Source organism: uncultured Georgenia sp. (assembly GCF_937958535.1).
Lineage (GTDB): Bacteria > Actinomycetota > Actinomycetes > Actinomycetales > Actinomycetaceae > Oceanitalea.
Window position 1 is genome coordinate 1 of the sequence record NZ_CALGNQ010000060.1, and the last position, 14,475, is coordinate 14,475.

6 protein-coding genes are annotated in these 14,475 nt (G+C 72.0%); 2 read left to right on the top strand and 4 right to left on the bottom strand.

Annotated features, from left to right (window positions below; genetic code table 11):
• Positions 1-910: substrate-binding domain-containing protein (locus tag Q0195_RS03725; RefSeq protein ID WP_299274743.1), on the bottom strand; the 910-nt coding region annotated here is incomplete at its 3' end.
• Positions 911-1,254: 344 nt separating this feature from the next.
• On the opposite strand from Q0195_RS03725, the gene Q0195_RS03730 reads away from it, so the two are divergent.
• Together Q0195_RS03730 and Q0195_RS03735 are read left to right on the top strand one after the other, a co-directional pair.
• Positions 1,255-2,265 carry a LacI family DNA-binding transcriptional regulator gene (locus tag Q0195_RS03730; protein ID WP_299274746.1) on the top strand — a complete coding sequence of 337 codons (1,011 nt, stop codon included), beginning with the start codon at positions 1,255-1,257 and terminating at the stop codon, positions 2,263-2,265.
• A 45-nt stretch (positions 2,266-2,310) separates the two neighbouring features.
• On the top strand, positions 2,311-3,204 hold the full coding sequence (locus Q0195_RS03735; protein WP_299274749.1) for an aldose-1-epimerase: 894 nt from the start codon (positions 2,311-2,313) through the stop codon (positions 3,202-3,204).
• Between the two features lie 104 nt (positions 3,205-3,308).
• Here the strand turns inward: Q0195_RS03735 and Q0195_RS03740 are convergent, their stop codons facing one another.
• The 3 genes from Q0195_RS03740 to Q0195_RS03750 form a co-directional block, all read right to left on the bottom strand.
• Positions 3,309-6,806, bottom strand: a complete 3,498-nt coding sequence (locus Q0195_RS03740; RefSeq protein ID WP_299274752.1) for a LamG-like jellyroll fold domain-containing protein — start codon at positions 6,804-6,806, stop codon at positions 3,309-3,311.
• An 83-nt stretch (positions 6,807-6,889) separates the two neighbouring features.
• Positions 6,890-11,248: a family 43 glycosylhydrolase gene (locus Q0195_RS03745; protein WP_299274754.1), complete on the bottom strand. Its 4,359-nt coding sequence runs from the start codon at positions 11,246-11,248 to the stop codon at positions 6,890-6,892.
• Between the two features lie 98 nt (positions 11,249-11,346).
• Positions 11,347-14,217 carry an immunoglobulin-like domain-containing protein gene (locus tag Q0195_RS03750; RefSeq protein WP_299274757.1) on the bottom strand — a complete coding sequence of 957 codons (2,871 nt, stop codon included), beginning with the start codon at positions 14,215-14,217 and terminating at the stop codon, positions 11,347-11,349.
• Positions 14,218-14,475: the final 258 nt, after the last annotated feature.

A 14,475-nucleotide genomic window follows, 5' to 3' on the forward strand; every position in this document is an offset into this window, starting at 1 on the left:
CGACCTCGACCGCGGTCTCACCGAAGATCGGGTTGTACTCGGCGACGAAGCTCAGGCGGCCGTCGGCGAGCGCCTGCAGCGCGTTCTGCGTGCCGTCGATCGTGGCGATCTTGACGTCGACGCCCGGCTGGAGGCCGGCGGCCTCGGCGGCCTGCGCGGCGCCCAGGCCCATCTCGTCGTTCTGTGCGAACACGAGGTCGATGTCGTTGCCCTCGGACTGGAGGACGGTCTCGAAGACGCTGCGCGCCTCCTCGGTCGACCAGTTGGCGGTCTGCGCGCCGACCTTCTCGAAGGCCGGGTTGCTGCCGATGACCTCGTCCCAGCCCTCGTTGCGCTCGTTGACGACGGACACCCCGGCCGGGCCCTCGAGCACGTAGTAGCGCGCGCCGTCCGGGAACTCGGAGATGGCCCACTCGGCCACGGAGGCGGAGACCTCCTTGTTGTCCGGGGCGATCCGGGTGACGTAGAGGTCGGTGTCGTCCGGCTCGATGCCGCGGTCGATGAGGATGACCGGGATCTCGGCCTCCTGCGCCCGGCGCAGGGAGTCCTCCCAGCCGGAGCCCTCGGTCGCGGAGAGCAGGATGATGTCCACCCCCTCGTCGACGAAGGAGGTGAAGGCGGCGATCTGCGACGCCTGGTCGAGGTTGGCGGCCGGGGCGAACTTGAGGTCGTAGCCGGCCTCCTCGGTGAACGTGTCCTGGATGTTCTGCTCGTTCGCCTGCCGCCACGCGCCCTCGGGGCCGACGGCGACAAAGCCGATCGTCGTCAGGTCGTCGGACGAGCCGCCGCCTCCGCCGGTGCTGTCGGCGTCGGCGTCACCGTCGCCACCACCGCCGCATGCTCCGAGCGCGAGGGCCGCCACCATGGCGGCCGACGTCGCGAGAAGGCGGCGAGACCTCTTCGTGCTCATATCCTGCTCCTTTGCGTCACTCGACACCCGATGTGTCCGTGGCCGGTGGGGAGGAACCGGCGAGTGTCGATGCCAAGACTTGCACGGTCGACGTTAACGCTAACATTCTGACCCAGTCAACTCGCTCGGACGATTGTGACCCGCCTGTGACCTGGGATGCAGGCCGTCCTGTCGGCTGCCCGAAGGGGGGCGCGCCAGCAGCGGCCACCTGTCCGTCCGCCCGTGTGGCGGTCGGTGCGCAGACTCCGCGGCACCGGCTACGCTCCGTCGTGCGGGCGCGGCGCGGAGATCTCGCCGACGATTCGGTCCCGCGGCCGTAGCGAGTGTGGGGGAGCCACGCAGACGTGAGCAGTGACAAGGCACCGGTGATGTCGGACGTCGCCGCGCGGGCGGGGGTCTCCCACCAGACGGTCTCCCGCGTGCTCAACTCACCCGACCTCGTGCGTCCCGCGACACGCGCCAGGGTGCTGCGCGCCATCGAGGAGCTCGGCTACCGGCCCAACCTCTCCGCGCGGGCGCTGGCCACCAAGCGCTCCCGGCTCATCGGCGTCGTGTACCCCTCGGGCCTGCTCTTCGGACCCAGCCACACGACGATGGCGATCCAGGACGCCGCCCGGGCCGCCGGCTACACGACCGTCTCGGCGAGCACGGAGGGCGCCACCGCGAGCCCGCACGACACCTTGGAGTTCTTCCTCGACCTCGCCGTCGAAGGGATCGTCATCGTCGCGCCGACCACCGAGACGGCGCAGGCCGCACGCCGGCTCGCGGGCTCGCTGCCCGTCGTCATCATCGCCGCCGGCCTCGGCGCGGGGACGCCGGCGCACGTCGTCGCCGTCGACCACCAGCTCGGCGCCCGCCTCGCCACCGAGCACCTCCTCGCACGCGGCCACCGCGACATCGTCCACATCGCCGGCCCGGAGAACTGGTTCGACGCCCGCGCCCGCATCGCGGGGTGGCGTGCGGCCCTCACCGACGCCGGGCTGCCGGTCCCGGACGTGCTACCGGGGGGCTGGGACGCCCGGACGGGCTATGCGGTCACCCGCGAGCTCGTCCGCCGGCCCAGCCTGCCCACCGCAGTCTTCGCCGCCAACGACCTGCTGGCGCTGGGCGCGATGCGCGCACTCCACGAGGCGGGGCTGCGCATCCCCGAGGACGTCGCCGTGGTGGGCTACGACGACGTGCCCGGCAGCGACCACTACCACCCGCCGCTCACGACCGTCCGCCAACCCTTCGCGGAGGTCGGCCACCAGGCCATCGAGGTGCTCCTCGCGGCGATCCGCTGGAGCGAGCCCGGCGAGGTGCTCTCGCGGCCCCAGCTCGTGGTACGCAGGTCCTCCGGCCCGCAGCCCGGGTGACCTCCACCCACAGTTCCCCCGTCCGACCCACCGAGGAGTCCAGCCATGCCCAGCCGTCCCCCTGCCGTCGAGCTCGCAGCGGGCGACTACGCCGCCACCGTCGTGCCCGTGGGCGCGGGTCTGGCCGGCCTGAGCCACCAGGGCCGCCGGCTCGTCGTCCCCCACGCACCGGACGAGCTGCCCGCCGGGTACGTCGGCAAGACGCTCGTCCCCTGGCCCAACCGCATCACCGGCGGTACCTACGAGTACCGCGGCACCGTCCACGAGGTCCCCGTCAACGAGCATGCGACGGGCGCGGCCCTCCACGGCCTGGCCTGCTGGAGCGTGTGGGACGTCGTCGAGCAGTCCCCCTCCCACGTCGTCCTCGAGCTCGAGCTCGCCCCGCGCTACGGCTACCCCTTCCACCTGTGCAGCCGGGTGTCCTACCGGCTCGACGCGGGCGCGGGCCTGACGATCGCGATCACGACGACGAACATCGGCGCGGACGTCGCGCCCTACGGTGCGTCGACGCACCCCTACCTCAGCTGTGACGGGCGGCCGGTCGACGAGTGCGTGCTGCGCTCACCGGCGCGCTCCGTCCTCGACGTCGACGAGCGGCTCAGCCCGCTGGAGGTGGTCCCGGCCGCGGACCTGGGCCTCGAGCTCACCGGTACCGCGCCGCTCGGCGCGGTGAGCATCGACCACGCGTTCACCGACCTCCCGGAGGACGGGTGGACGGTCTCCCTGGCCGACCCGACGACGAGGCTCACGGTGCGTCTCCACGCGCGTGCGCCGTGGCTGCAGATCTACAGCGGTGAGCTCGTCGGGCGCCGCGGTGTGGCGGTCGAGCCGATGACCTGTCCGCCGGACGCCTTCAACTCCGGGACCGACCTCGTCGAGCTCGCCCCGGGTGAGGAGCACACGCTGGAGCTGCGGATCGACGCCACCGTCGCCGCCTGACCCCCCGCGTAGCTCCTCGGCCACGGTGACGTGGCGTCGTGCGTCGCGGTGGCGTGGCGGCCCGGATGGGTGGGACACGGCTCCCGCCCACCCGGGCCGTCGGGTCACCCGCAGGAGCGGGCGTCGTACTCCACGGTCAGGGAGTCGCTGACGAGGTCCCCGTCGCGGGTGGCCTCCCCCGTGACCGACACCCTCCCCTCGTCGATGTCGACCTGCCGCGTGGTGAACGCGAAGGACGCCGCCCGACCGGCGGGGAGCGTGGTCTCCCGCTCCCCGTAGGGCGAGGAGACCGTGACCGTCACCGGGACGTCGTCGTCGTTGCTGACGCGGACGGTCTGGACGACGCGTCCGACGACGCACCGGGTGTCGGCGGTCGCGGCGAGGTCCAGCGTGCCGCCCTCGCGCGGCTCGACCGTCACCGTGACCGTGACGGTCTCGTTGCCCGGCGCGACCTCCTCGTGCGCCTCCATGTCGAAGACCGGCATGCCGTCCGCGGCCCAGTGGACACGGCGGACGAACATGTCCCGGCCGGACAGGCCGTTGTGGTCCGTCCGGGCGTGGAAGACGTAGAGGAGGTTGTCGTCCTCGTCGTGGGACCACATGCCGTGGCCGGTCCCCAGCTGCCACTCCCCGTTGAAGATCCCGGACTTCTGGATCGGGTAGTTGAGCTTGGTCCACACGTCCGGGTCGGTGAGGTCGGCGCCCTGTCCCGCCGGGGCGGTGAGCAGACCGGTGGTGTAGGTGTCACCGACGGTGGAGCCGGAGTAGATCATGTAGATCACCCCGTCCCGCACGTGGACGTTGGCCCCCTCGGCGATCGTGTTGTCCCACGCGTACTCCGGCGCGGTGAGGCGCACTGGCTCGGAGGTCAGGCGGGTCGGGTCGGCGGGGTCCATCTCGGCGATGAACAACGCCCCGAGCATCTGCCACACGTAGTAGGACTGGCCCGAGTCCTGGAAGTAGGTCATGTCCAGGGAGATCTCCTGGACCGGGTTGAGGATCGACCCATCGGCGCGCAGCACCTTCTCCGCCTTGGTCCAGTTCTCCGGGACGGCGGGGTCGAGGTGGTTGCCCTCCTCGTCCTTCTTCAGCCGGATGATGCTCGCCCGGCCGGTCCACATGTCCGGCCGGCCGTTGGAGCCGTCGTAGCACGGCATGAAGAGGATCGACAGCGTGTCGTCGATGAGGTGGATCTCCGGTGCCCAGAAGCACCCGGTCATCACCCCGCCGTCCGCGTCGGTGTCCCCCGCCCGGAGCAGGTCGACCTCGACGGTGCGGCCCTCGGCGACCGCCTCGTCGGAGAGGTCCTCGATCCGGTCGGCGACCCGGAAGGGCATGTGCGGCCCGTTCGCGGGGTCGATCGGGTTCATGTGGAGGTCCTCGGTGGCGATCATGAGGAACTTCGTCTGCCCGTTGTGGTCGAACCGGAAGATCGTCGGGTCGGCCCGCTCGTCCGCGAAGGGCGTCGGGTACTCCGGTGCCTTGATGCGGCCGGTGACCTCGTAGCTCCCGGGGGTGCTCGTGTCCACGGCCGCGAGGGACTCCTCGTCCCACTCGACCGCGCGGGAGGCCGTCGAGCCGTCGTTGTAGCCGAGCTCGGCCCGGGCGGGCAGGTCGGTGACGTCAAGGGCGGTCCCCTGCGCCACGGTCACGCCGTCGAGCGGACGCACCTCGGTGTTGACGGTGCGGCCGAAGCGCACCCGCAGCCCCTCGGCGACCTCCGGCGTGACTGGCAGGGAGTTGCCCGTGGCGTAGTTCGGCACGCCGGCCCCGGTGACCCCGGCGGTGGCCGCGACGACACCCCGCTGGACGGCGGAGCGGGTCGTCGGGTCGGTGAGGTCGGTGAGGGTCGTGTACATCGCTGCCCCGGCATCCGACGTCCAGGTGACGACGTAGTGCCCGGCGGCGCTGTCGTAGACCACGGCGGGGTCGTTGACGCCGCTCGTCACGCCGAGGTCGACGAGCCCGACCTCCTCGTAGCTGCGCAGGTCGGAGCTCCGGGCGAGGAGCATGCTCGAGGCCTGGGTCCCGTCGTCCCCGCCGTTGCGGGCGGTCCGGGTGGCGACGATCCCGAAGGAGCCGTCGGCCAGGTAGAACAGGTGCGGGTCGCGCAGGCTGCGCACGATGCTGCTCGACGTCCCCGTCAGGGGCGGCGTCGTCGACGTCTTCGCGAAGAAGATGCCGTAGTTCTCGTTGAGGGGTGCCCACTGCCCGTCCTGCTCCAGGGCGAGGTGCATGCTCAGCGCGACGTCGGCGTTGTTCGCCTCGCTCGCGCTCGTCGGCACACGGCTGTAGGCGAGGAGCTGCTCCGCACCGTCCTGCGGCAGCACCCGGACGCTGAAGGACCGCTCGGCGCTGTGCCCGGTGGCGCTGTCGGTGACCCGCAGTGTGATCTCGGCGTCCACCGCGGCGTCCGCCACGATCGTGCCGTCGACGACCTCTGCGCCGGTGACGGACTCGACGGACACGCTGGTGCCCTCGGGGGCCGGTGGCAGCGCCGTCCCGGACGCCACGACGGGCGGGACGACGACCCGCTGGGCGAGCCGCTCGGCGCGCTCCTCGGGGGTCTCGGTCGACGGCAGCACCGTGACGGTGATCGTCGCGCTCGCCTCGACGCCGCGGATCGACACCGTCGCGGTGAGCTCGACCGTGACGCTCTCCTCTCCCGCGAGGGGCGGGTTCACCGCGCCGTCGGGGGCGACGACGCCGGGGTCGGAGGAGGTCCAGGTCACCCGGCCGCCGGCGGTGGGCAGGTCGATGTCGGTGCTCGTCTCGAGGTCGGCGAGGTCCAGACCGTCGAGCACGGCCTGGGCCTGCTCCCGCAGCTCCTCCGCGTGCGGCTCGGCGTCGGCCGCGGCCACGTCGGCGACCTCCGCGGCGGTGAGCGCCCGGTCGTAGACCCGGAACGCGGAGATGGCGCCCTGGAAGAGCGGGTCGGGCCACGGGGCACGCCCGATGGTGTTGAGGGACTGGTCCGCGACGTCGGCGGGGGTGAAGTCCATCGCGCCGTGGGCGACGCGGGAGCCGTCGAGGTAGAGCGAGGCGGTGCCGGCGTCGCCGTCGACCACGGCGGTGACGTTCACCCACTGGTCGGCCGTGACGCCGCAGTCCCCGGCCTGGACCAGCCGCTCGGTGCCCCCGGACTTGAGCCCGACGAGCGGGGTCCGTCCGGAGCTGCAGTTGAGCGAGGCGAAGAAGTACTCGGTGGCGGAGGACTCGTTGCCGATGTTCCACAGGAAGTGGAACCCGCCGAGCATCGCCGCGGAGACCTTGACCTCAGCGGTGACCGTGGCCGAGGACGCTCCGGCGAGGACGTCCTCGGGGAGCTCGACCCAGTTGCCGCTGGAGGTCTTCGCCCCTCCACGCAGGGTCAACGACGTCCCGGTCCAGTCGGTGTCCCGGACGTTGTGGACCGTCGCCGGTCCGAGGTCGGTCGCCGCGCTGTTGGGGACCTCGGCGCCCTCGGCCTGGTCGAAGAGGTACTCGACGACGAGGTCCTCCTCCGGGACCGCGGCGTGGGCGCTCACCATCCCCGACCCCAGGACCATCGCGCCGAGCGCCGCGACGGCGACGGCCGCCCTGCGCCTTGGTGTGACTCTCATTCCACTCTCCCTTGTGTGACCTGCGGTGGTCGTGGCCAGGTGTGGCGGGACCGGCCGGCGACGGGCCGGCCGGCCCCTGCGGGTCATCCGCAGCTGCGGGCCGCGTAGGTCGCCGTCGCTGTCGTCCTCCGTTCGTCGGAGGCCTGTGCGGTGACGTCCACCGTCCCCGCCGGGACGGCGGCCGCTCGGGTAGTCACGGTGAGCGAGGAGGACCGCTCCGGCCCGACCGTCGCCGTCCGGGTGCCGAAGGGCGTCGTGACGGTGAGCTCGAGGGGCTCCGCCTCGGTGTTGGTCACCCGGACGGTCTCGACGACCCGGCCGACGACGCAGCGGGTGTCGGCCGTGACCTCGACCTGCGGACCCGCCGCCGGCAGCTCGATCCGCTGCGGGGCGACGCTCTCCAGCGTCGGGGTCACCGGCTGCATGAGGCCGTCGGGGCCGAACTCGAGCCGGTCGATCGTCACCTCGCGGTTGTGTCCGTTGCCGTCGGGGATCGCGAACCGGTGGTAGGCGATGTACCAGTCGTCGGTGCCGGGCACGTTGAGGATCGAGCTGTGCCCGGGACCCTTGATCCCCAGCGAGAGGTCCTTCTCCAGGATGACGCCGCGGTAGGTCCACGGACCGTCCATGCTCGTCGCCGTGGCGTACCCGACCCGGTAGTTCTCCGAGCCGGTGTCGTCGATGGAGTAGGTGAGGTGGTACAGCCCGTCCCGGTAGTTGAAGAAGAGGCCCTCGCGGAAGTCGGTGAGCCCGTGGATCCGGCGCAGTGTCCCCGGTTCGAGCGACACCATGTCGTCGGCCAGCTCGGCGAGCACGGGCCCGTTGCCCGGCCCGCCGTTGCCCCACCCGAGGTAGTACTTACCGGTGACCGGGTCGTGGAAGGCCGCCGGGTCGATCGCCTGCCCGGAGGTCACCTCCTCGTTGTTGAGGACGAGGGGCGTCGGCTCGGCGGTGAACGGGCCCTCCGGGCTGTCGGCGACGGCCACGCCCATGGTCTTGCGGTTGTAGGTGGGGTTGTGGCCGCTGAAGTAGAAGTAGTACTTCCCGTCGCGCTCGATGATGGTCGGGGCCCAGGCGTTGCCGGTCGCCCACGGGACGTCGCCGTTCTCGCCGTCGAGCGTGAGGATCGGCTCGGCGGAGCGCTCCCAGGTGACGAGGTCCTTCGAGCTCCACACGTAGAAGTCCTTGCCGCCCCACCCGGGGTAGCCGTCGCTCGTGGCGTAGATGTAGTAGGTGTCCCCGAAGGCCGCGATGTTGGGGTCGGCGTACCTGCCCGGGAGCACCGGGCTGCGCACGACGCGGGCCTCCATCCGCCACGTCACGGTCGTCCCGTCGGCGGTGGACAGGGTGTACTCCACCGGCTCGGTGAGGTCCACCGTCGTTCCCGACGCCGGTGTCACCGTGACCCCCGGGGCGACCGTGAACGTCGGGGTGAGGGCCGCGGTCTCCGCGTCGGGGGTCACCGGGAGAACGACGGTGCGGGCCCTGCCGTCGACGATCGGAGCGTGCCGCAGGGCATCCTCCTCCGCCAGCGAGACGTCGACGAGCTGGTCGGTCGCGCCGGCGTTCTCCATGATCTCCGCGGCGCTGAGCGCACGGTTGTAGACCCGGATGTTGTCGTACCAGCCGCGGAAGTAGCGGTCCTCGGAGTAGAACGAGCGCCCGAGGTAGCCGGCGAGGCCGGAGCCCAGCTCCCCGACCGTCGCGCCGAGGTCGGTGTTCTCCCCGAGCCGTACGCCGTCGACGTAGACCGTCATCGTCCGGCCGTCGAGGACGACGTCGACCCGGTGCCACTCGCCGGGAGAGAGCGAGCCGGTGACGGCCGACTCGTTCTGCCACGACGTCGTGGTGATGGCGCTACGCAGCTCGCTGCCCCGCAGCCGCAGGAAGTAGTACCGCTGGTTGTCCGCGCCCAGGGCGAAGGTGAAGAAGTTGCCGCTGCTCAGCTCGGAGCGAACGTCCATGGACACCGTCATCGTGTCTCGACCGTCGAAGAACCCGGTCGGGAAGGCGGCGTAGCCGCCCGCCGAACCGTCCACCCGCAGGGCGCTGCCCCGCTCGGGGTCGGTCTCGACGCGCGCCGTGCCGTGGGCCGTGAGGTCGGCGTTCCCGGCGGAGTCGGCCAGGGTGCCGTCGTCGAAGGTGTACTCCGCGATCGGCTCCTCCTGCGGCTCCTCGGGCTCGCCGGGCTCCTCCCCGGTGCCGTCCTCGCCGTAGGCGGTGAGGAGGCGCTCCTCCTCGGCGGCGGACAGGCGCAGGACGGAGCCGTGGCGGAACCGGTGGTCGAAGGAGTACTGGTCCGGGCCCGGCCCGACGGAGAGCTGGGTGAACTCCAGGCTCGCGAGCGTGTCGGCCACGTGTGCGTAGTAGCCGGACTGGTCGCCCATGACCGCCCACCGTCCGTCGGGCAGCTCGTACACGGTCAGCCCCTCCATCGAGGCACGCAGACCGTGGTCCGCGGCGTCGCCGCGGTCGATGACCCGCTCCCACGGGCCGTCGAGGCTCGGGGCGGTGTCGACGACGGTGTGCCAGTCGGAGGTGGAGAACCGGTAGTAGGTGTCCCCCTCCTTGGCGATCGTCGTGTCGATGATGTTGGGGCCGCCCTGGCCGTCGCCGTGCTCGTTGAGCGAGAGCCAGATCTCGGGCTCGGTGAAGGTGACGAAGTCCCGGGTGCGGGTGAGGTAGACCCGCAGCGCCCAGTCCTCGGTGCCGTGGTCCCGGCGGTCACGTGCCGCCCAGTAGACGTAGTACTCCCCCGACGTGTCGTCGTAGATCGCCTCGGGTGCCCAGACGTTGCCCGCGTGCTCGAAGCCGGCGAAGACGATCCGCTGGTCGCTCCAGGTCACGAGGTCGGTCGACTCCCACACGACGATGTTCTGGCTCGCGCCCAGCTGGTCCCAGCCGGAACCGCCGGGTCCACCGCCCTCGGCGTGCAGGTCGGTGCCGATGATCCAGTAGCGGTCGCCCTCGGCGGAGCGGATGAGATGCGGGTCGCGCACCCCGAGGTCGCCACCGAGGTTGGCGAGGACCGGCTCGTTGCCGTTGAGCTTGGTCCAGTGCAGGCCGTCCTCGCTGTGGCCGAAGAAGATCTTCTCGTAGCCGCCGTGCGCGGCGAAGTGCGTCCACAGGTAGCCCGCGGTGTAGTCGGTGTCGAGGTCCGTCGGTGCGGCCCGGACGACGACGTCGATCTCCCGCACGGCATCGGTGCCGGGGACGGTGGCGGTGAGCGTGACCGAGGTGTCGCTCGTGCCGCGGGTCACGACGCCGGCGCGGACACCGTCGGCGTCCGTGGTCGTGATGACCCCCTCGGGTGTGGCGGACCAGGCGACCGGGCTCCCGTGGACGGGGCCGACCGCCGGCAGGGTGATGTTCCCGCGGACGTCGTCGGCGTTCGGGATGTCGATCGCCGCGAGGTCCTCCTGGGCGAGCTCCTCCGCCCCGGGCAGGGGGAGCACCGTCGCGACGAGCTCCCGCGTACGCACGGCCGCACCGCGGGACAGTCGAGCGGTGAGCGTCACCTCCGCGGGTGGCTCGCCGGTGTCCGGTCGGGTGACCGTGCCGTCGGGGGCGATGACCGCCTCGTCGCTGGAGCTCCACGTCACGGTGGAGCCGTTGACGCCCGTCGTGGGTAGCTCGAGGTCGGCGGTGACGGCCGAGAGGTCCCCGAGGGACAGGGCGGCGGCATCCCGCTCGACGCGGGTCTCGTCGGAGGGCTGGAGCCGGCCGACCTCCTCGGCGCTCAGGGCCGCGCCGTAGATCCGCACGTCCCGCAGGCTCCCGGCGAGGTACCGGTCGGCGGTGTAGACGGAGCGGCCGAGGTAGTTCGCGCTCGTGGCCCCGTCGCCGATCTCCGCGGGGGTGGTCGTCACGTCGGTGCTCTCGGCGACCTCGACCCCGTCGAGGTAGAGGCGGGCGGTGTCCGTCGCGTCGTCGAGGGTGTAGGTCAGCGTGGCCCACCGGTCCCGCGGGAGGTCGGTACCGCTGTTCACCGTCTGCTCGGTGGTCCAGCTCCCGGTCGCGATGGACGCGCGGTAGGGGTTCCCCGTCGCGAAGAGGTAGCCGTCCCCCACGCCGTCGGCGTCGGTGTTCCCGAACCCGTAGATGAAGTAGGGGGTGGCCTGCGAGCCCCGGATGAGCACGTCGGCGTGCACCGTCACGGAGTCGAGCCCGGCGAGGAGGTCGTCGGGCAGCCGCACGTGGTCGTCGACCCCGTCGAGGCGGACCCCCTCCTCACCGGTGAGCGTCGGGGAGCCGACGTAGGTGCCGTCGTTCCCGGACCCGGATGCGTCGACCGCCACGGTGCCCGTGGTCTCGTCGAGCGGGTAGTGGGCCACCAGGGGGGCGTCGGCCGCCGCGGGGGCGGTCGCGACGAGCGACCCGGTGAGTCCGACCAGCACGGCTACCGCGCCCGTCAGCGCGCGCCGTGAGCGTCTCGGCGTCATTGCACTTCCTCTCCGGCGCTCCGTGGGCGGGAGCGCGCTGCTGCTGTCCTGGTTCCGGCGCGGGCCCCGGTCGTACCTGGGCCCGCGCCGGGATGCTGCTAACCGCAGGTGCGGGCGGCGTAGGTCGCCGTCCTGGAGCTACCGGGCTCCGTGGCGACGGTGACCTCCCCCGCCGGCAGGCTCGGCTGCCGGGTCGTGAAGGTCACCGACGTCGACCGCTCCGCGGGAACGGTGACGTCGCGCGAGCCGTAGGTGGAGGAGACGGTGACGTCGAGCGCCGCGGCCGTCTCGTTCGTCACGCGCACCACCTCGACGACGCGGCCGGCGACGCACCGGGTGTCGGCGACGACCGAGACGGGTGCTGCCGCCTCGACGGTGACCGTCGCCTCGACCGGCCTGCGGGAGGCGTCCTGGGCGGTCCCCCGCACGGTGAAGACGCCGGGCTCGGCGTACTGTGCGGGGTCGACCTCGTCCCACGCGACGTCGACGGTCTCGGTGGAGCCGTCCCGCTTGGTCAGCTCGACGCGCGGCAGCACGGGCGCCACGCCGACCGTCGTGGTCACCTCGACCTCACCGACCTCGGCCACCGCGAGGGCCGGCGCGTAGGCGGCGAGCACCCGCTCGTACTCGGTGCGGGTCACCGGGATGACGGTGCCGTGGCGGGGCTTGCCGCCGTCGGAGTTCTGCGGCAGGTTCTGCCGCAGCTTGCTGCCCAGCGGCTGCCACGCATCGCCGTCGGAGAGGTCGTCCGTGCCGAACGGGATGTAGTGGTTCGGGCCGCCGTGGTAGTTCGGCTGGTCGATGAAGAGGTACCAGTCCAGGCCGTTGACGTCGTCCTCGTTCGCCGGGAAGATGCTCGGCCCCTCACCGCTGGTGAACGTGCGGCCGGGCTCGCCGTTCGGCAGCCCGGAGCCGACGCGCTCCTTGACGAGGGTCCACTCGTCCGCCGGCCCCTCCGGGCCGGGCAGCGAGCCCGTGACCGTGGCAAGCAGGTCGGTGGATACCTCGTGCCGGATGGTCATCGAGGCCTCGTCCTTGGTGAAGCGGTGGTAGGTGCCGTCCACCAGCGCGACCGACGAGTCGATCATCCCGAGGCCGTTGCCCCGTCGGACGTCGATCCACACCTGCGGCTCGGAGAAGGTGACGAAGTCGTCCGTCGTCGCGTACATCATCCGGTTGTAGGTCGGTGCCGTGCGCTCGTCCGGGTCGGTCGTGTCGTAGAGGTTCGACGCCCAGAACACGACGAAGGTGTCGAGCTCCTCGCTCCAGAACGCCTCGGGGGCCCAGGTGTTACCCGCGTAGTCCGAGGAGACCTTGACGTGCCGCTGGTCGGACCAGGTGACGAGGTCGTCGGACTCCCAGACCTCGATGTGCAGCGAGCCGCGGGTCTGTGCGGTGGCGAAGCCACCCGGGAGGCCGGCGACCTTGAGGTCGGTGGCGATCATGAAGAACCGGTCCCCCTCGGGCGCCCGGATGATGAACGGGTCCCGCAGCCCCCCGGTGCCCTCGGTCGAGGTGAATACCGGCTCGCCGTCGTTCAGGGTGTTCCAGTCGAGTGCGTCGTTGCCCTTGGACGCGGCGAGGCTGACGCGCTCGGCCCCCTCGCCCTCGCCGGTGAAGAAGGCCCAGACGTAGGCCTCGGTGTCCTCGGACCGGTCGGGCAGCGGGTGGAGCCGCAGCTCGATGTCGCGCGTGCTGGTCGCCTCGCCGGAGGTGGCGGTCGCGGTGAGCGTGACCGCCACCGGCTCCTCGCCGGTCGCGGGCCGCTCGACGACCACGGTGCGCGACGTCTCCGAGACACCGTCACGGAGCGAGGCGTGGGCCGCGCCCTCGGTGACCGCCCACTCGATGGTGGAGCCGGCCGCCCCGACCGTGGGGACCGAGACGTTGGTACGCACGTTGTCCGCGTTGGGCACCTCGATCGCCGCGAGGTCCTCGTTCACCCGCTCCTCGTCGGTGAGATCCTCGGGGACGACGACGACGTAGGCCTGCTGCGCTGTCGTCGCGCCGAGCGTGAACGTGGCGGTGAGGGTGACCGTCGCGGCGCCGCTGCCGGGCTGCGGCCGGGTGACGACGGCGGTGCCGTCGTCGACCTGGACCGCAGGGTGGTCGGACTCCCAGGTGATCGTGACGCCGTGGCTGGCCGTCGGGAGGGTGAAGTCCGCGGTAGCGCTGTCCGGGAGGGCGACCGCACCGAGCGCCCGGTCCAGGGCCTCCCCGACGAAGAGTGCCTCGACCTGCTCGGTGCTCAGCGCCTCGCCGTAGACGGCGAAGTCGTCGACGTCACCGCTCCATCCGACGTCGTTGTAGGTCGAGCGCCCGATGTAGGCGAGCAGCTCGGGACCGAAGGACGAGACGTCCCGGGTGATCCGGTGCTCACCGATCGGCTCGCCGTTGACGTACACGCGCAGGGTGCCCGCCGTCCCGTCGATGACGGTGGTGTACAGGGCCGTCCCGGCCGGTGTCCGGACCCCGGAGGTCGGCGCACCGGTGCTGCCCGGGCCGACCTCGGTGGACCACGGCGCCCCGGCGTTCGTCGCGTCCGTGACCACGGACTTGACGTACCCGTCGAGGTTCGTGGGGTTGAGGAGCCAGTAGGCCGTGGAGTAGCTCGCACCGAAGGCCACCGGCGCGCCGATGAAGGCGGCGGAGGTGTTGGCGGGGCCGGACCGGCTCGCCAGCCAGACCGAGATCGTCAGGTCCCGTCGGCCGACGAGCCCGTCGGCGGGGACCTCGACGTAGGGGGCGCTGCTCGCGCTTCCGCCGGGGAGGCGGAGGACGCCGCCCTCGACCTCGGCCCCGGACCTGTGCAGGACGCCGTCGTAGCCGTTGCCGCTCTCGTCGACGATGGTCGCCCCCTCGGGTGCCTCGTCGAAGCTGTAGTGGATGAGGGGCTGCACGTCCTCCGGGACGGCGGCCACCTGGGCTGCCGGGACCGTGGCACCGAGCAGCCCGACGGCGGCGGTCATTGCCGTCGCACGGAGTCTCCGACGGATGGGGCGGCGTTGCGCCATGACGCCTCACTCTCTCTCGTCCGCGACGTCGCCGACCTCCCCGCGACCGGCCGCGGGGTGTGCGTCGTTGCGTAAACCTCATCGGTGCGCTTGCGATAGCGCTCACATACACCGCAATGTTAGCGGAAACATCGCGGTACTGCCGTGCAGGTTAAAGGGGCTCTTCACAATCGAGGGTGTAGCCGCGGCCGGAAGCCGCCGGCCTCGAGGAGC

Coding starts and splice junctions, on each gene's coding strand:
- Q0195_RS03735 (WP_299274749.1), top strand. CDS start 2,311: ATGCCCAGCCGTCCCCCTGCCGTCGAGCTCGCAGCGGGCGACTACGCC.
- Q0195_RS03740 (WP_299274752.1), bottom strand. CDS start 6,806: ATGAGAGTCACACCAAGGCGCAGGGCGGCCGTCGCCGTCGCGGCGCTC.
- Q0195_RS03745 (WP_299274754.1), bottom strand. CDS start 11,248: ATGACGCCGAGACGCTCACGGCGCGCGCTGACGGGCGCGGTAGCCGTG.
- Q0195_RS03750 (WP_299274757.1), bottom strand. CDS start 14,217: ATGACCGCCGCCGTCGGGCTGCTCGGTGCCACGGTCCCGGCAGCCCAG.